The organism is Micromonospora nigra, assembly GCF_900091585.1.
Taxonomy (GTDB): Bacteria; Actinomycetota; Actinomycetes; order Mycobacteriales; family Micromonosporaceae; genus Micromonospora; species Micromonospora nigra.
The window spans coordinates 4440901-4459471 of the sequence record NZ_FMHT01000003.1 but is presented as its reverse complement, the minus strand read 5'-3'; the positions used below and the strand labels follow the sequence as shown (position 1 = coordinate 4459471).

Below are 18571 nucleotides of genomic sequence, written 5' to 3'. Positions count from 1 at the left end.
GCGCCGGCCCGGGGTGCCGTGGTGGGACGTCGCTCAGGCGGTCTCGGTGATCGGGCGGTCCACCCAGCTCATCATTCCGCGCAGCTTCGCGCCCGTCTCCTCGATCGGGTGCGCCGCGCCCTCGGCCTGCCACTTGCGGAAGTTCGGCCGGCCGGACTCGTCCTCGGCGACCCACTCCCGGGCGAACTCGCCGGACTGGATCTCACCGAGGATCTTGCGCATCTCCTCCTTGACCCGGCCGTCGATGACGCGCGGGCCACGGGACAGGTCGCCGTACTCGGCGGTGTCGGAGATGCTGTAGCGCATCTTGGCGATGCCGCCCTCGTACATCAGGTCGACGATGAGCTTCAGCTCGTGCAGGCACTCGAAGTAGGCCACCTCGGGGGCGTAACCGGCCTCGGTCAGCACCTCGAAGCCCGACTGCACCAGCGCCGCGGCACCCCCGCAGAGCACCGCCTGCTCGCCGAACAGGTCGGTCTCCGTCTCCTCCTTGAAGGAGGTACGGATCACGCCGGCCCGGGTGCCGCCGATGCCCTTGGCGTACGACAGGGCCAGGGCGAGCGCCCCGCCGCTGGCGTCCTGCTCGACGGCGACGAGGCAGGGCACGCCCTTGCCGTCGGCGTACTGGCGGCGGACCAGGTGACCGGGGCCCTTCGGCGCGACCATGGCGACGTCCACCTCGGCCGGGGGCTTGATCAGGCCGTAGCGGATGTTGAAGCCGTGGCCGAAGAACAGGGCCTTGCCGGGGGCCAGGTTCGGCGCGATCGACTCCGCGTAGAGGCTGCGCTGGGCGGTGTCCGGCGCCAGGATCATGATCACGTCGGCCGTGGCGGCCGCCTCGGCCGGGGTGAGCACCCGCAGGCCCTGCTCCTCGGCCTTGGCACGGCTCTTCGAGCCCTCCGGCAGGCCGATCACCACGTCGACGCCGGAGTCGCGCAGCGACAGCGCGTGGGCGTGGCCCTGGCTGCCGTACCCGATCACGGCGACCTTCCTGCCCTGGATCAGACCCAGGTCGGCGTCGTCGTCGTAGTACACCTCAACGCTCATGACTTCCCTTTCGTACGGCGGCCGCAGTGGCTCGTCGTGGTTTGTGCGGTGCGGGGCCGGCGACCCGACCCGCGGGTGGGTCAGGCGGCCCGCAGTGCCGGGCCGGCGGTGATGGAACGCGAGCCGCGCCCGATCGCCACGAGCCCGGACTGGACCATCTCCTTGATTCCGAAGGGTTCGAGGTCGCGCAGCAGTGCGTCGAGCTTGTCGGGTGTGCCGGTGGCCTCGATGGTCAGCGTGTCGGAGGCGACGTCGACCACCCGGGCCCGGAACAGGTTGACCGTCTCGAGCACCTGGGCGCGGGCGTTGCGGTCGGCGCGCACCTTGACCAGCAGCAACTCCCGGGAGACCGAGGTCGACGGGTCCAGCTCGACGATCTTGAGTACGTTGACCAGCTTGTTGAGCTGCTTGGTGACCTGTTCCAGCGGTGAGGACTCGGCGTTGACCACGATGGTGATGCGGGAGACGTCCGGGTTCTCGGTCTCGCCGACGGCGAGACTGTCGATGTTGAAGCCGCGCCGCGAGAACAGCCCGGAGACGCGGGCCAGCACGCCCGGCTTGTTCTCCACGAGGACGGACAGAGTGTGAATGGTCATCGCAGTGCCTTCCTCGTCATGCCCTCACGGCCCTCACTACGTTCGGTGCGATCGGTCATGACTAGATGTCGTCCTCGTCGAAGGCCGGGCGGACGTCCCGGGCGAACATGATCTCGTCGTTGCTGGTGCCGGCGGCGACCATCGGCCACACCATGGCGTCCTTGCCGACCACGAAGTCGATGACGACCGGCGCGTCGTCGATCGCCATGGCCGCCTCGATCACCTTGTCGACGTCCTCGGCGTTCTCGCAGCGCAGCCCGATGCAGCCGAGCGCCTCGGCCAGCTTCACGAAGTCGGGGATGCGGTGCTTGTGGGTGCCGAGTTCGGTGTTGGAGTAGCGCTCCCCGTAGAACAGGGTCTGCCACTGGCGGACCATGCCCAGGTTGCCGTTGTTGATCACCGCGATCTTGACCGGGATGCCCTCCAGGGCGCAGGTCGCCAGCTCCTGGTTGGTCATCTGGAAGCAGCCGTCGCCGTCGATCGCCCAGACCGTCGTGTCCGGCCTGCCGACCTTCGCGCCCATCGCCGCCGGCACCGCGTAGCCCATCGTGCCCGCGCCGCCGGAGTTCAGCCAGGTCTGGGGCTTCTCGTACGAGATGAACTGGGAGGCCCACATCTGGTGCTGGCCCACCCCGGCCACGTAGATCGCGTCCGGGCCGACGATCTCGCCCAGCCGCTTGATCACGAACTGCGGGGCCAGGGTGCCGTCGGCGGGTTCCTCGTACCCCAGCGGGTAGCGGCTGCGCAGGTCGTCGAGCTGCGTCCACCAGTCGGACAGGTCGGCGGAGTGACCCGCCGCGCGCTCGGCGGTGACCGCCGCCAGCAGCTCGTCGATGACGTGCTTGGCGTCACCGACGATCGGCACCTCCGCGTGCCGGTTCTTGCCGATCTCGGCCGGGTCGATGTCGGCGTGCACCACGGTGGCGTCGGGAGCGAACGAGTCGAGCCGGCCGGTGACCCGGTCGTCGAACCGCGCCCCCAGGGCGATGAGCAGGTCGGCCTTCTGGAGGCCGTAGACCGCCGCGACGGTGCCGTGCATGCCGGGCATGCCCAGGTGTTGCCGGTGGGAGTCGGGGAACGCGCCCAGCGCCATCAGGGTGGTGACCACCGGGATGCCGGTCAGCTCGGCCAGCTTGCGCAGCCCTTCGGTGGCCCCCGCCTTGAGCACGCCGCCGCCGACGTAGAGCACCGGCCGGCGGGCCGCGCTGATCAGCCGGGCCGCCTCGCGGATCTGCTTGCCGTGCGGGTGCAGGGTCGGCCGGTAGCCCGGCAGGTCCAGCGTGGGCGGCCAGGCGAACGTGGTGGCGGCCTGCAGGACGTCCTTGGGGATGTCGACCAGGACCGGGCCGGGCCGACCGGTCGAGGCCAGGTGGAACGCCTCGGCCAGCACCTGGGGGATCTCCTCGGCGCTCTGCACGAGGAAGTTGTGCTTCGTGATCGGCAGGGTGATGCCCTGGATGTCCGCCTCCTGGAAGGCGTCCGTGCCGATCGCGGGCCGCGGCACCTGGCCGGTGATCGCCACCATCGGCACCGAGTCCATGTACGCGTCGGCGATCGGGGTGACCAGGTTCGTCGCGCCCGGACCGGAGGTGGCGATGCACACCCCGACCCGGCCGGTGGCCTGCGCGTAGCCGGTGGCCGCGTGACCGGCGCCCTGCTCGTGGCGGACCAGGATGTGGCGGACCGTGGAGTCGTACAGCGGGTCGTAGGCGGGCAGGATCGCCCCGCCGGGGATGCCGAAGACGACCTCGACACCGAGCGCCTCGAGGGACCGCACCAGGGAGCCGGCGCCGGAGACCTGGGTCGGGGCGGGGGCGCGTACCCCCGGGGCGGCGGACGGGACGGCGGGGCGGACCGCACCGGCGGGGCCGGGGTCGGTCGCGGCCTCGGCGGCCGTGCGGCGCCGGGCGGAGTGGGCGAGGGTCTCTGGCGTGGGTCTCGTCATGACGGTTCAGGCCTTCGGCTGAAGTGGCTGGGGCTGGTCAGGCGGTGGAACGCGGGCGAAGCCCGCCCCGATGGTCCGACGGCAACAAAAAAGCCCACGTGCAGATGCACGGGGCCAGCGCACTCTCGCTCGGGAGAGTGCGCTCAGGTAAGTACTCGCAGCGACCGGTACGACGACATGCGACCAAGCCTGACGCATCTCACGCGATGAGTCAACTCATCCCATATTCTGGTTAACGGACGTCGGCGTGTCGGGACCCGACGCGCCCTGGCGGCCACGTTCGGCCTGCTCGTGACCCTCCTGGGAGGCGCGCGGGGCGGGCACCGACGGGGCCGGCGGGTTCGACCGCAGGCGCGGCAGCAGCGGCGACGGCGCGGGTCGTGCGGGCGCGGGCGGCGGGGGCGGCGGCAGCGCCGCCGGGCGGGCGCCCGGCGACGTGGCGGCCTCCAGCATCGCCTCCAGGTGTTCCGCCGGGACGCCCCAACCGAACAGCGCGCCCTGCCCGAACCGGCAGCCGGCGGCGACGACGGCGGCCAGTTCCGTGGGAGTGGTCACCCCCTCGGCGATGACCTCCAACCCGAACTGGTGCCCGAGCCGCATCACGATGTCGACCATCGGGGCGAACGCCGGCCCGTCCCGACCCACGGGACGGACGGGCTCGTGCTCGGCCACCAGACCGTGGTCGATCTTGAGAATGTCGATCGGCAACCGGCGCAGCTGCCCCAGCGACGAGTAGCCGGCACCGAAGTCGTCCAACGCGATCCGCACGCCGGTCAGCCGCAACGCGGTCAGCCGCCGGATCAGCTCGTCGAGGTCGGTGGCGACGGCGTGCTCGGTGACCTCCAGCACGAGGCGCTGCGGCGGCACGTGGTGGGCGCGCAGCGCCTCGGCGACCTGGACGACGTACTCCGGGGCGTGCAGCTCGCGGGGTGAGACGTTCACCGACACCCAGACGTCGTGGCCGTCGGCCAGCCAGCGGGACAGCTGCCAGCAGGCCTGGTGCAGCACCCAGGCGCCCAGCTTGGCGATCATCCCGCACTCCTCGGCGAGGGGGATGAACTCGTCGGGGCGGACGGTGCCCAGCTCGGGGTGGTGCCAGCGCAGCAGGGCCTCGGCCCCGACCGGGCGGACCGAGGGCAGCGAGGCCACCGGCTGGAAGACCAGCCGCAGCTCGTCACGTTCGATCGCGCCCCGCAGCTCGTGCTCCACGGTGGTGCGGCGGCGCAGCAGCCGGTCGTACGCGCCGTCGTAGCGTTCGACCCGGTTCTTGCCGCGCTGCTTGGCGTACCGCAGGGCCAGGTCGGCGTGGCGCAGCAGCAGTTCCACGTCGGGCTCGCCGGCCCACCCGGCCAGCCCGATGCTGACCGACAGGAACACCGGGCCCTCGGGCTGGTCGTAGGGGTGGCCCAGCACCCCGAGCAGCCGTTCGGCGACGACGCCGGCCTCGGCCGGGCCGCCGTGCATCAGCACCGCGAACTCGTCGCCGCCGAGGCGGGCGGCCAGGTCGCCGGGGCGCAGGTTGCCGCGCAGCCGCCGGCCCACCTCGGCCAGCACGGCGTCGCCCACGTCGTGCCCACGCATGTCGTTGACGTTCTTGAAGCCGTCGAGGTCGAGGCCCAGCAGCACGCAGGGGACGCCGGCTGCCGCGCCCCGGTGCAGCGCCCGCAGCAGCCCGCGCCGGTTGGCCAGGCCGGTCAACGGGTCGGTGTGGGCCAGTTCCCGGAAGTGCGCCTCGCGCTCGGCGAGCCGGCGGGCGTAGCCGCGCACGTCGTGCAGGGTCAGGTACTGCCGGGCCACCAGGGCGAAGCCCTCCACGCTGCCGGCGACGATGCCGAGCGCGTCGAAGCGGCCGTCATGGAGGAGGTGGTACATCGCCGAGGCGGCCATGGCGAACATCGGCACCACCGCGTACTCGCCGTCGCGGCGGGTGACGTCGTGGTCGAGTTCGCAGGGCGCGGCGCTACGCAACGCCGCCACCGCGGCGACGAGCAGCCCCAGGGCGAGCACGACCGCGCCGACGAGGGCCAGCCCCGCGCCGGACTGGCAGAGCCCGGTGGCGAGCCCGAGCCCGCCGGTGGAAGCGGCCGTCACGCCCGCGCCGAGCGCGGTCAGACCGGGGCGTGGCGCGGGAGACCGGATCACGACGATCGCGGCGAGCCCGGTGATCAGGGCGGCGCTCACCGAGGCGATCAGGACGGAGGGGCATCCGGCGGGCGTGTCCGCCCCGAGCAGCCGGGTCGGCTCGGACAGCAGCACCCAGCCGACGAACCACAGTGCGGCGGCGACGACCAACCCGTCGAGGGCGAGCCGGACCGCCGCCGAGCGGTTGGCCGCGATGCCGGGGAGCCGGAGCAGGCCCATGCCGAACAGCAGCGCGCTGACCGCCGTCCCGACCGCGAGCACGGTCGCCCACCCCACCCGGCGGCCCTGTTCGTGCTCCCAGTGCTCGGCCGCGGCGAGCGTGGCGGCCAGCGCGAGCAGCAGGCCGACCACGGTGACCGCGCCGCCGGCGGCGAAGAGCGTGTACGCCTGGCGGTGCGGCGAGCCGCGGCGGCGGGCGGCGACCGTCAGCAGACCGACGCCCAGCACGGCGACCACGGCGCTCGACAGCGCCACGCCTACCATGCCGGGGGGTGTGTGCACGCCCTCAACTGTGCCGGATCCGCGCCCGGCGTGGGGGCCGGGTGTGCATCTGTTGGGACACGGGGCGCGGGGCGGTGCCGGCCCTCCCGGGCGGTGTCAGACTGGTACACATGCCTGAGCTGCGGTCGAGGACCTCCACGCACGGTCGGACGATGGCCGGTGCCCGGGCCCTGTGGCGGGCCACCGGGATGACCGACGACGACTTCGGCAAGCCGATCGTCGCCATCGCGAACAGTTTCACCCAGTTCGTTCCGGGCCACGTCCACCTCAAGGACATGGGCGGCCTGGTGGCCGACGCGGTGGCCGCCGCCGGCGGGGTGGGCCGCGAGTTCAACACGATCGCCGTGGACGACGGCATCGCCATGGGCCACGGCGGCATGCTCTACTCCCTGCCCAGCCGGGAACTGATCGCCGACGCGGTCGAATACATGGTCAACGCGCACTGCGCGGACGCCCTGGTCTGCATCTCCAACTGCGACAAGATCACCCCTGGGATGCTGCTGGCCGCGCTACGGCTGAACATCCCGACGGTCTTCGTCTCCGGTGGCCCCATGGAGGCCGGCAAGACGGTGGCGATCGAGGGCGTGGTGCACTCGAAAATCGACCTGATCGACGCCATGATCGCGTCGTCCAACGAGGCCGTCACCGACGACCAGCTCGGCGAGATCGAACGCTCCGCCTGCCCCACCTGCGGCTCCTGCTCGGGGATGTTCACCGCCAACTCGATGAACTGCCTCACCGAGGCCGTCGGGCTGGCGCTGCCCGGCAACGGCTCGACCCTGGCCACCCACGCCGCGCGCCGGTCGCTGTTCGTCGAGGCCGGCCGCACCGTCGTCGAGATCGCCAAGCGGTGGTACGACGGCGACGACGCCTCCGTGCTGCCCCGGGCGGTCGCCAGCCGGGCCGCGTTCGAGAACGCCGTCGCCCTGGACGTGGCGATGGGCGGGTCCACCAACACGATCCTGCACCTGCTCGCCGCCGCCCGCGAGGCCGAACTGGACTTCACCGTCGCCGACATCGACGCGATCTCCCGCCGGGTGCCCTGCCTGGCCAAGGTCGCCCCGAACTCCCCGAACTACCACATGGAGGACGTGCACCGGGCCGGCGGCATCCCCGCCATCCTCGGCGAACTCGACCGCGCCGGCCTGCTGCGCCGGGACGTGCACGCCGTGCACTCCCCCGATCTGGAGCGCTGGCTCGCCGACTGGGACGTGCGCGGCGGCTCCGCCACCCCGCAGGCCGTCGACCTGTTCCACGCCGCGCCCGGCGGAGTGCGTACGGTCGAGCCGTTCTCCACCACCAACCGCTGGTCGTCACTGGACACCGACGCGGCCGACGGTTGCGTACGCGACCTCGAACACGCCTACAGCGCCGACGGCGGGCTGGCCATCCTGTCCGGCAACCTCGCCCCCGACGGCTGCGTGGTGAAGACCGCCGGGGTGCCCGAGGAGTGCCTGACCTTCCGCGGCCCGGCGAAGGTCTACGAGTCGCAGGACGACGCCGTCACCGCCATCCTCGCCAAGCAGGTCGTCGCCGGTGACGTCGTGGTGATCCGCTACGAGGGCCCGAAGGGCGGACCCGGCATGCAGGAGATGCTCTACCCCACCTCGTTCCTCAAGGGCCGAGGGCTGGGCCGGGCCTGCGCGCTGCTCACCGACGGCCGGTTCTCCGGCGGCACCTCGGGCCTGTCCATCGGGCACGTCTCCCCGGAGGCGGCCTCCGGCGGGCTGATCGCGCTGGTCGAGCCCGGCGACGAGATCGTCATCGACATCCCGAACCGGTCGATCGAGCTGAACGTGCCCGCCGACGTGCTGGACGCCCGCCGCGTCGCGCAGGAGAAGCGGGACCGCCCGTACACGCCGGTGGACCGGCAGCGGCCGGTGTCCGCGGCGCTGCGCGCGTACGCCTCGATGGCCACCTCGGCCAGCGACGGCGCGTACCGCCGCGTCCCGGAGTAGACACCCGGCACCCGGACGCCCGCGAGGCAGCCGCCGCGAACGCCCAGCGCCCAGCGCCCAGCGCTGAGCGCTGGGCGCTGGGCACTCAAAGATCTTGGTAGGTTTCGGCCCCTCTAGGGGCTGTTTCTCACCAAGATCTCCACGCTTCTGCGCCGCGTCAGCGGGAGACGGTGACAAACCGGACGGGTTCGTCCAGGACGGCCGCCGCTGCGGGGAGGTCCGCGAGGCGGGCGGCGAGGGTGGCCCGCGCCAGGCGTTCCGGCAGGGCGGCGCTGAACTTCAACCCGGCGAGGGCCCGGTCATTCACCTCCGGTAGGCACAGTCGGTGCGCGGCGTCGGCGACCAGGGACCGCCACTCGCGCGGCGTCAGGTTCTCGCGGAGCCGGATGGCGTGGTCATCGAAGCGCTGCACGGGGTCGACGACCTCGCCGAGGGTCGCCGTCAACGTCGCGTTCGCCCGCAGACCGGCCCAGGTCCACCACAGCAGGTCTCCGCGGTCGGTGCGAACGATCAGGCTGCCGCCCGGGTGTACCAGCGCCGACCGCTCGTCCCGTTCAGCTGCCAGCCGGGTCTTCGCCCGAGCGGTCAGCCGGACCGGTGGATCCGCGCCGAGGAGGACGTCGCGCATCGCGCGGGTCAACGCATGCCCCGAGCCGACCCAGCCCGACGAGGTCCAGCGGGCCCGCCCACCCCCGTCCGCCGGCTCGACGAAGCACCGGCGACGACGCCAGTCGACGTACGTCACCCGCCAGCCGCGTCCGCCGAGCAGAAGCCGCCGTTCCCCGGGTACCTCCTCGGTGAGCAGGCTCGGGTCGACCCGGCCCAGTTCGGTCCGGCCGTGCAGCACGGTGAACTCGGGCGGGCCGGTGAAGACCGCTGTCATCTCCGTGAAATGCCGACGACCGAAGCGCCGTTCCGCCTCCGGGCCGATGAACAGCAGCCCACCGTCGCCATCGAGATATCCCTGGTCGACGAGGTGACGGACGATCGGCTCGGCGCCGGGTCCGAAGGGTCCCAACCCGTTCCACGCCGTCGGCCAGAGCCGGTCGCCGACGCGGTGTTCCTGGAGGCAGAGCGCCATCATCTGCTGGGCGACGATGTGCCGGGGTTCGGGCGGCGCGACGACCGGCTCCACCCACCCGCGTCCCCACAGCAGCAGCAGCGCCGCCGCTCTGGTCAGCTCCGCCGCGCTGCGGCAGAGGAAGAGACAGTTGCGGATGCTGCCCGGCCGGCGGCCGGTGCGCCCCAACCGTTGCAGGAACGACGCCACCGTCGCCGGGGAGTCGATCTGGATGACCCGGTCGAGGTCACCCACGTCGATGCCGAGTTCGAGGGTGCTGGTGGAGACGATGACGCAGTCCCGGGCTTCGGCGAACGCCTGCTCGGACCGGCGTCGTTCGTCGGCGGAGAGGGAGGCGTGGGACAGGAAGGTGGTGGTGCCCCGCTCGCGCAGCAGCTGCCCGAGTTCCTCGACGGTCTGCCGGGACTCGCAGAAGACCAACCGCTTCTGGCCGGGGTGCAGGGCGGAGATGACCGTCGCGGCGTTGGTGAGTGACCCGACGTGGTCGAGTTCGATCTGCCCGGGTGGCGGCGCGGCGGGTTCCGCAGCCGGTGGCGTCGTCGCCAGTTCGGGGGCGACCACGCTGCCCGGCCGGGCACCTGCCCCGGAACCCTGGAGCCAGGTCAGCAGCTCGTCGGGGTTGCCGACCGTCGCGGACAGGCCCACCCGTTGCAGTGGCCGGCCGGTCACCCTCGTCAACCGTTCGAGTACGGCGAGCAGGTGCCATCCCCGGTCGTCCCCGGCGAACGCGTGCACCTCGTCCACCACCACCGCCCGCAGGCCGGCGAAGAACAGCCGGTGGTCGACGTTGACGCTGACCAGCATCGACTCCAGCGACTCGGGCGTGGTGAGCAGGATGTCCGGGCGCTGCCAGAGCACGGCCCGGCGGGCGGACGTGGCGACGTCGCCGTGCCACAGCGCCACACCGCGTCCCAGCCAGCCGGCGTACCGCTCGAGTCGGGGCAGCAGGTTGTTGAGCAGCGCCTTCAACGGGCAGAGGTAGAGCAGCGAGGTGCCGGTCCAACCCTGCCCGGCCATGCGGGACAGCAGGGGGAAGACGGCCGCCTCGGTCTTCCCGCCGGCCGTCGGGGCGAGCAGCAGCGCGTCGTCGCCCCGGGTCAGGGGCCCGATCGACGCGCGTTGCAGGGGCCGCAGGTCGGACCAGCCGAGACTGTTGACGACGTGGTGCAGGACGACCGGGTCGAGCAGACGTTCCTCGCTCACATCGGCAGGGTGATGTCGTCGGCCGAGGCGGCGTTGCGTTCCACCTCGGTCAGTTCGTCGGGACGCAGCGTCAGCTCGTAGTGGCGACGTGGGTCCCAGTCGTCGAACTGGTCGACGCGGTCGAACACGTCGGCGACGAGCTTCTTGAGGTAGACCCGGGGTGCCACGCCGACCTGGCCGCCGAGGCGACCCGCCACGGCGCGAGCCAGTTCGCCGAGGTAGTCGTCGTCGACGACGTCGCAGACCCGGCCGCTGTCGTAGATCTCCCGCACCCGTACGCCGAGCTGCACCAGCGCGTCCTCGCTGAATCCGGGCAGTCGCAGTTGGGTGGCGCGGGGGTTGTCCCAGCGGGGCTCCGCCCCGAAGTCGGTGGCGAGCCGCTGCGCCAGCGGGGCGAGTCGCTGCACACCCTGCTGGCCGTCGAAGAATGCCGGGGTTCCGGTGATCAGGAGGAAGAGGCCGGGGAACCGGCCGGCGTAGATGTCGTCGACGAGTTGCCGCAGCGCGTTGAGCGCCTTGTCGCGGGCGTCCGAGCGGACCCGTTGCAGGGTCTCCACCTCGTCGAGCACCACGAGCAGGCCGGGGTGCCCGCTGTCCCGCAGCACCGCGAGCAGGCCCTGCAGGAAGCTCAGCGCACCGAAGTGGTCGAGGTCGCCCTTGACCCCGGCCGCCCGCCGGGCGGAGGCGGCGACGTGGGGTTGCCCGCCGAGCCACGCGGCGAGCCCGCCCGCGGTGGCCTGGTCGCCGTCGGCGACGGCGGTGCGGTAGCCACGCAGGGCCGCCGCGAAGCCGGGGGTACGCCGGGAGATGTCTGCCAGGCGGCGTTCGAGCAGTTCGCCGACCTCCCGGTCGAGGCCCTCCGCGTCGGTCTCGGCGACCCGGCCACCGGCCAGGACGTCCTCCTCCAGCGCGAAGATCCAGCCGTCCAGCACGGGCCGCATCGCGCTCGGGGCGAACTGTTCGGTCGCCAACTGTTCGACGAGTCGCCGGTAGACGGTCTCCATCCGGTGCAGTGGGGTTTCCAGTTCGGAGATCTGCACCTCGGCGACGGCGAACCCGCGTCGTTTGGCCCGCTCCCCCAGCCAGCGGGTGAAGAAGGTCTTGCCGGCGCCGTACTCGCCGCGCACGGCCTTGAAGACGCTGCCGCCCCCGGAGACCCGGTCGAGGTCCTCGTCGAGGGCGGTGGTGAAGCGGTCGAGGCCGACGGCGAGGGCGTCCAGGCCGTTGGCGGGCACGGCTCCCCGCCGCAGGGCGTCGATGATGTCCCGTCTCCGGCGGGCGCTCACCTCGACCGTCATGATGGTTCCAGCCCGAACTGCTCGACCAGCAGCGGAATGTCCAGCTTCGCCGTCCGGCCGTCGGGGTCGAGGCTGAGCACCGGGTACCCCTCGACCTGGAGCAGTCGGCGCAGGGCGGTGAAGGTGCCGTGGATCCGGTGGGCCGGGATGCCGGCCCGGGTGGCGAGGGTGTCCAGGGTGGCTCGGCCGTTGCCGACGACCAGGGTGGCGAGCAGGGCGGCCACCCGCTCGTCGGGGATCGGTGCTCGGGCGTCACGGCGGTCCGCGTACACGGGGCTGGCCAGCAGGGCGTCGACGAGCGCCGAGGCGGGCTCTACCGGGGCGGGTGTGGTGGCCGGCGGTGGCGCAGCGGCGGACGTGGGCGACGGCAGGTCGAACAGGCCCTCGTCCTGTGCCGGTGGCCGGTGCCGGCGGCCCGGCCGGCCGCTGGGTCTGGCCCCGGGTCGGGCGGCGACGGTGGTGGAGCCGCCCGAGGTCGTCTGCCGGATCGGTTCCCGCCACCATTCGGGGCTGGGGACGGGAGCGCCGGCCCAGCCCGGCACGGCGTGTTCGTCCTGGGCGGCGAAGACGAGGAGGGGGATGACGACCTCGGCGGGTGTGGCACCACCGTGGTAGCCGGCCTTGCGGGGGCCGTACCGCAGTTCCTCCCGCCACGGCAGGATCACCCGACCGTTGCCGAGCGCCACCCGGGTGCCGGCGTAGAGCAGTTCCCCGTCGCGAGGGGCGGTGGTCGCCGGTCGCCAGCGGTTCTCGCCGGAGTCTGACGACAGCAGCACCGCCTCCGAGCCACGGTCGACCACGTGACCGTGGTCGGAGACCAGCACCACCACCCGGTCCTGGGCGACCGCCAGCAGGTCGCGCAGGCCGTTGACGGTGTCGGTGCTCCACTCGATGGTGCCCGGGTCGCTGCGGTCGAGTGCGTCGTCGATGGTGTTGATGACGGCCGCCACCATCGGCACGGCCGGGTCGTCGATCGCGCCGGCGACCTCGGGGTCGACCGCCAGGCCGGCAGGCGTGCGCAGGTCGGCTTTGTGCAGCAGGACGCTGCCCGGGAACTGGCCGGTGAAGGCTCTCAGTTCGGCGGCGCGGTCACCGACGGCGATGCGTCCGCTGAACAGGCTGCACCGGTTGACGACGGTGATGGTGGGCAGGGCGGCGAGCACCCCGGTTCGGGGCCCTCCGCCGGGGGTCAGCTCGGTCCAGGCGCCGCTGCGCCCCAGTGAGTCGGCGATCTCGATGCCCGCTGCCGCGCTCATGCCGTCGAGGAGCAGCAGCAGGATCCGGCGGCCGTTGTCGAGGATCGGCCGGACCACCCGGTCCAGGACGTCCTCCACCCGGAACAGCGTCCCGGGCTCCCGCTCGGCCCCCGTCATGTCCTGCAACAGCTCGGCGAACTCCCGGTCGTGCTCGGCGCGCCGCGTGTCGACGGCCGCGTGCAGCGCGCGGTACGCCTGGGCGACCTGCTGGTCGACGTCTCCGGCGAACACGTCCAGTCGGGCCCGGTCCACCCAGCCGTCGTCGCGCACCTGCCGGTGCACGGCGGCGAGCATGGTGGCCGGTCCCCGCCCGTCGCCGATCGCCAGCCAACGCAGGAGCCGCACGGCCATCCGGGCGGTCTCCACCCGGGAGCGGTCGGCGGACCGGTGGGCTTCGACCTCGGCGAGCCGGTCCTGTGCATTCCCGATCAGGTCGGGCGGGGGTGTGCCGGCGGCGGACCCGGGCAGGGCCAGCCGGACCGCGGCGCCGAAGGCCCGCATCCGTTGGGTGAACCCGACCGGCAGCAGGGTGGAGGCGACCAGCCGCTCGGTCACGTCGATCTCGGCGGCGATCTCCTCGGCCCGGCGCAGCATGCGGTGCGCGTCGTGCCGCACCGCGTCGTCGCCGTCGAGTGCCCGGTAGATCCACGCCTCGGCGGCCTCGAGGAACAGGTTGGCCTGGCAGTCGGTGAGTCGGGTGCCGCCGAAGCGCGGCTCCAGCCGGGTCCGGGCCACCGCGATCTCCACGTCCGGCGTCTGTGCCGAGCTGCGTGGCCAGAGCACACCGGCCAGCAGGCCGAGCGGGATCGCGTCGGTGCCGTGTCCGGCCCGCACGGCGGCCAGCACCGGGACGGCGACCGGCCCGGCCACCTCGACCAGGAAGTCGGCGATGCCCTCGGCCCAGTCGGCGGGCAGTTCGCCGAATCGCAGCTGGGTGGGTGCGTCCGTGCTCCAGTGGAGCAGCCCGGCACCGTCCAGCTCGTCGGGATCGAGGCCGAGGACCGCGCCGGCGAGGTGCCGCAGTGCGTGGTCGCGGGTGAGGATGGTGCCGGCGGGCGGCGGCCAGCCGGCGGTGGGGGCCAGTTCGGTGAGCGCGTCGGCCACCCATCGACCGGTACGCACCAGGGTCGAGTCGGGCTGCACCTGGCCGCCGAACGCCTGCCCGACCAGATCCCAGGGGTCGACGCTGCGCCCGGTCTGGAGGCTGACGTGGGCGAGCAGCCCGTCGCCCAGTTCGGTGTCGGTGAGGTCGGTCAGCAGGACGAGCTTCTCGTGTGCCGCCCGGTCGGCCAGTGCGGCCCGCGCCGCGATGGGTGTGGGACACGGCACGACCCGTACCTGCGTGTCGTCGATGGTGAGGACAGGTTCGTCCGTCCATTCCGGACGGGCGAGCAGCACGATCGCGTTGGCGTCGTCCCGCTCGGCGAGCCACGCCTCGACCTTGCGACGCACGGCCGCCGGACGCACGGCCACCCGGGTGATGCTCACCGGCGCAGCTCCTGCCGCTGCGCCCGCCAGGTCACCTCGACCCGCCGGCCGGCGGTGATCTCGGCCCGGAGCTGCTCGGTCAGCCGGTTCAGCTCGTCGTCGTCGGTGACCACCACCGTCCCGCTCGTGGTCACCCCGGTCATCGGGTCGGCGGCAGGGCGCGGACCGGGGATGACGAACGAGGTGGCGACCTGCGGCGGCTCGGGATTCGCCTGCTGCCCGTCCGACGGCGTCGCGCCGGCCGTCGGGCCGGTGTCGACGGCCGGTTCCGGGTCGACGGTGGGTTTGCTCTGCGCGAGCAGGGCGGCGGCGGCACCGACGGCCTGCTGGAGCGCCGTGACCAGGTCCGAGCCGTGCTGCTCGTCGCGGGCCGCGCCGCGCAGTTGCTCGACCGTACGCCGGGCACGGTCGTCGTTGTCGGCCAGGGTGACGAGCGCGGCGACCAGCGGCCACTGGGTGGTGGTGAGTGCGGTGATCAGCTTCTGCGCCTGCTTGTAGACGCCACTGGCGGCGTGCCCGTCGAGCCCGCCGAGGTGCTGGTCGCCCCCGGCGACCACGGCGACGAGCACCACGTCGTCCTGCTCGTGGGCGACCTGGGTGAGCAGGTGGGCGACCCGTCGGGCGGTGGCGAGCCGGCCGGTGGTGGCCGCCGTGTCCAGTCCCAGGAGGTCGGCGTGCCTTTCGAGGTGCGTGACGAGCTGCCCGGCGACGTCGGCGTACGCCCTGGCCACCTTCCGCATGGTGCTGGCGAGGGTGCCGAGGTTCGCGGGGTTGCGGAACAGTGGCAGCACCTCGCCGAAGAACGGCTGCCCGAACCGGACGGCGGCTTTCCAGGTGTCGTCGTCGGGCATCGGGGGGTGACGCAGCTCGAAGCGGTCCTCCACCCCGTTGACGGCGGCAACGGTGATCTTCCCGCCGTTGTCGTACCAGCTGAGCTGCTGTTCGAGGGCGAAGACCGAGATGATCAGGTTCTGCAGGTCGCGGTCGAAGCCGCGGGCCTTGGGCACGTCGAGCAGCTTGCGCAGCACGTGCACCGGGAAGTGGTCGCGGTAGTCCTGCCTGGCCGCCTCCTGGAGCAGGTGTCGGCTCCAGAAGCAGGTGCTGATGTCGAGCACGTACCGGTGGTCGACGAGTTCGCCGAGCTGGAGCGGGTTGCAGATGCGGCGGAGGATCTTCTGGTCGGCCGGGGAGGCGACGGAGACGCCGTGGGTCGGGTCGGCGGCGGCTTTGCCCGCGTACTCGAACACCTTCGCCAGGTCCGCCCGGGTGAGCGGCTTCTCGTCGACGGGCAGGGCCGGGGTGCCCGGGTACGACCATTCCAGCAGTTCCCCGGTGAGGTTGCGGAAGGCGTCGGCCAGGGTGCCGCCGCGCGGGTCGCCGATGCGCAGCCCGTCGGCCAGGGTGTGCAGCACCCCGACGGTGTCGTCGTGCACCTCGGAGGGCTGCGGGTTCGCCGCCCCGTACGCCTGCTTGAGGGCGGTGATCAGGCCGTCGCGGAGCTGGGTCTGCCGTTGCAGCAGATAGACCCGCCCCTGCTGCCGGTCGGCCTTGGGCCAGTCGGCGGCGAGGGTGTTCAACCGCTCCCCGGCACCGCCGACCCCGAGCAGATAGTTGATCTTCGCGAGCTGGGCGACCCGGCCCATCATGTCGTCGGTCAGATAGAGCGGCAGCCAGAAGACGGTGTGTGAGCCCCGGGGCAGCTCCTCGATGCGGGCCCGGTCGGCGCTGCGCGGGTAGTCCTGCGGGTCGAACGGATAGTCGACGACGATCCGCCACGACTCGCCGGGAGCGATCAGCGCGGCGACCGGCATGGTGTCGGGGTCGCGGACGTTGCCGAACTTGACCTGCACGACGTGTCGCCGGCCCCGCCAGTCGCGGGGCTGCTGAAGCTCGCCGTGGCTGCCCTCGCTGCCGGCGAGCCCCATCTCCGCGCTGATCAGTTCGCGCAGCAACTGCTGCCGTACGCCGGCGGAGGTCTCGCCGAGCGGCACCAGGTCGAGCAGCTTGTCGAAGTCGACGGTGTGCAGTTTCAGCGAGACGACGGGATCGTGGTCGTCGGTCAGGTGCAGCTCACCGGCGTCCTGCTCGATCTTGCGCAGCCGGTTGAGCACCATGGTGTTCTCGTAGCCGGGGATCGGCGCGGCGATCGAGCCGAAGTTCAGGGCGTGCAGCTTCGCCGCCGTCAGGTTGTGCAGGGCCGGCACCTCGGGCACCAGCGCGCCGAGCAGCACCGTCTTGACCAGCTTGTCGTCGAGGTGGAACTGGGTGTGGGAGGCGGCTTTCTCCTCGTCGACGCCGTTGAGGGTCAGCAGGATCGGACGCAGCTTGCGCAGGTAGAGCGACCGGGCCGCCTCGAACTGCTGCCGCAGCTTCGGCCGGTCGGGCAGTTCCCCGTGCAGCACCAGCGGGTCGAACAGGGCGGCGACCCCGATCAGGTCGTTGACCCGCAGGCTGTCGCGCCGGTCGACCAGCAGCTCCGTCATCACCTTCAGCGCGGTCCGTTCCCGTTGCAGCGCCTGGGACAGCGCGACCAGCGTCGCCACGAGGGCGGGCGAGAAGGGGTAGAGCTGCCGGAACGCGGTCGCGTCGGAGCCGATGCCGGCGTCGCCGTACTGGGCGCCCAGCAGCAGGATGTCCCACACCTCGCGGTTGTGCCGCACGGCGGCGAAGGCGTTGTCGATGACGTTGCGGGCGGCGGCGTCGTTCGGTTTGAGCAGCCGGTTCTCGGTGATCTCGGGCAGGTTCGTGTCGGCGAGGACGATCTCGCCGAACCGGCCCTGCACGCTGCGCATGACGTGCGCGAGCGCCTCCCGCTCGGTGCCGCCGACCTGCGGGCCGAGGAACTCCTCCAGGTTGCGCTGGCGGGCGACGAACGAGACCAGTGGCAGCGGACGCGCGGCGTCGGCCGACTCGACAAGCTTGTTGAGCTTGGCACCTTCGGTGTTGACGAAGGTGTGGTCGGCGATCCGCCCGGACAGCCACAGGATCAGCTCGTCGAGGAAGAGCACGATGGCGTCGTAGCCGAGGGCCTTGGCGTGCCGGGTGATGACGGCGAGGCCCGTGTCCAGGTCGAGGTATTCGGCGCTGTGCACCGCGCCGCTGAAGAAGGTCTCGGTGAGGGCGCTGACCAGGGCGTCGCGGTCTTTCGTGCCGGGCGGTTGGGCGGCGGCGTCGGCGTACCGCTGGGGGGTCCAGCCCTCGGCGCGGGCACGCAGCGCGGCCAGCCCGCCGCCACCGGCCCCGGGTCCCGCGCCGCCGCCGCGCAGCTTGGCGAAGAACGCGTCGTCGCCCAGCGTCGCGCGCAGGTCGGCCGCGTTGACCAGCAGCGCGTCGGAACGGTGCACGGCGGGGACGGGCGCGTCCGGGTGCCGGGCGGTGATCTGGCGCAGGTAGCCCTCCAGGATCGCCTGCTCCACGGAACGCGCGTCGAGCATGTGCAGGGTGAGGGTGAGGAACGTCCGCTGCGGCAGCCACGCGTCGGCGGCGACGACGGGTCCTTCCAATCCGCTGATCTGCCGGGCCTGCGGGTTGTGCGCCAGGATCTCCCGCAGCACGGCCATGAAGTGCGACTTGCCGGAGCCGAACGAGCCGTGCAGGAACATCGCCTGCGACCGGCCGGTGGTGACGGCGTGGCCGATCCGCTGCAACGCGCTGGTGAAGTTCTCCTTGAGCTGGTCGGTGACGACGTAGCGTTTCAGGTCGGCACCTTCGGCCGCCTTCACCACGAAGTCGCCCTCACCGACCGACGTCGGGATGTCGATCAGGTCGCGCAGCAGCGTCACAGGTGGTCCTCCAGCCTCCCCAGGGTGCCCGACACGCTACCCATCGACCCCGATGTCCGGGTACCGGCTTGGTTGGCCCCGAAGCGGACTGATTGACCGGCTCGGCCAGGCCCTCCCACCGACCACTGTGGCCGGACGTCCGAGGCATCCCAGGTCAGGCCCGGCTAGCGGCAAGCTCAGATCGGCGATCGGATCGGATGCCTACGGCGTGAGAGTCGACAACCCGACAGACCGGTGAACGGCCTCACTCTCCCCAGTGGTCAGCCACACCCTC

Annotated in this window: 9 protein-coding genes; 1 reads left to right on the top strand and 8 read right to left on the bottom strand. The window is 72.4% G+C overall.

Features of this window, described 5'->3' with window-relative positions; genetic code table 11:
- Positions 1–33 precede the first annotated feature (33 nt).
- The 4 genes from ilvC to GA0070616_RS19365 form a co-directional block, all read right to left on the bottom strand.
- Complete coding sequence (ilvC, locus tag GA0070616_RS19380) at positions 34–1047, bottom strand: ketol-acid reductoisomerase (protein ID WP_091084837.1); 1014 nt, start codon at positions 1045–1047, stop codon at positions 34–36.
- Between the two features lie 80 nt (positions 1048–1127).
- Positions 1128–1643 carry an acetolactate synthase small subunit gene (ilvN, locus tag GA0070616_RS19375; protein ID WP_091084834.1) on the bottom strand — a complete coding sequence of 172 codons (516 nt, stop codon included), beginning with the start codon at positions 1641–1643 and terminating at the stop codon, positions 1128–1130.
- A 61-nt stretch (positions 1644–1704) separates the two neighbouring features.
- Positions 1705–3588, bottom strand: coding sequence for an acetolactate synthase large subunit (locus GA0070616_RS19370; RefSeq protein WP_091084831.1), 1884 nt, complete (start codon positions 3586–3588; stop codon positions 1705–1707).
- Between the two features lie 216 nt (positions 3589–3804).
- A complete protein-coding gene (locus tag GA0070616_RS19365; RefSeq protein ID WP_091084828.1) occupies positions 3805–6231 on the bottom strand; it encodes a putative bifunctional diguanylate cyclase/phosphodiesterase in 2427 nt (808 codons plus the stop codon).
- 110 nt (positions 6232–6341) lie between these two features.
- On the opposite strand from GA0070616_RS19365, the gene ilvD reads away from it, so the two are divergent.
- Positions 6342–8189 carry a dihydroxy-acid dehydratase gene (gene ilvD, locus GA0070616_RS19360; RefSeq protein ID WP_091084824.1) on the top strand — a complete coding sequence of 616 codons (1848 nt, stop codon included), beginning with the start codon at positions 6342–6344 and terminating at the stop codon, positions 8187–8189.
- A gap of 157 nt (positions 8190–8346) precedes the next feature.
- On the opposite strand, the gene GA0070616_RS19355 is transcribed toward ilvD, so the two are convergent.
- From GA0070616_RS19355 to GA0070616_RS19340, 4 genes are read right to left on the bottom strand one after another with little or no spacing between them, the layout of a single operon-like run.
- Positions 8347–10473, bottom strand: coding sequence for a DEAD/DEAH box helicase (locus GA0070616_RS19355; protein ID WP_091084821.1), 2127 nt, complete (start codon positions 10471–10473; stop codon positions 8347–8349).
- The gene (brxD, locus tag GA0070616_RS19350) at positions 10470–11771 is read right to left on the bottom strand and encodes a BREX system ATP-binding protein BrxD (RefSeq protein ID WP_091084816.1); all 1302 of its coding nucleotides are present in this window, start codon (positions 11769–11771) and stop codon (positions 10470–10472) included. Before brxD ends, GA0070616_RS19355 begins: the two co-directional genes overlap by 4 nt.
- Positions 11768–14515, bottom strand: coding sequence for a BREX-2 system phosphatase PglZ (gene pglZ, locus GA0070616_RS19345; RefSeq protein ID WP_091084813.1), 2748 nt, complete (start codon positions 14513–14515; stop codon positions 11768–11770). The genes brxD and pglZ overlap by 4 nt, the downstream gene beginning before the upstream one ends.
- A complete protein-coding gene (locus tag GA0070616_RS19340) occupies positions 14512–18297 on the bottom strand; it encodes a BREX-2 system ATPase PglY family protein (protein WP_091084811.1) in 3786 nt (1261 codons plus the stop codon). Before GA0070616_RS19340 ends, pglZ begins: the two co-directional genes overlap by 4 nt.
- Between the last annotated feature and the right edge of the window lie 274 nt (positions 18298–18571).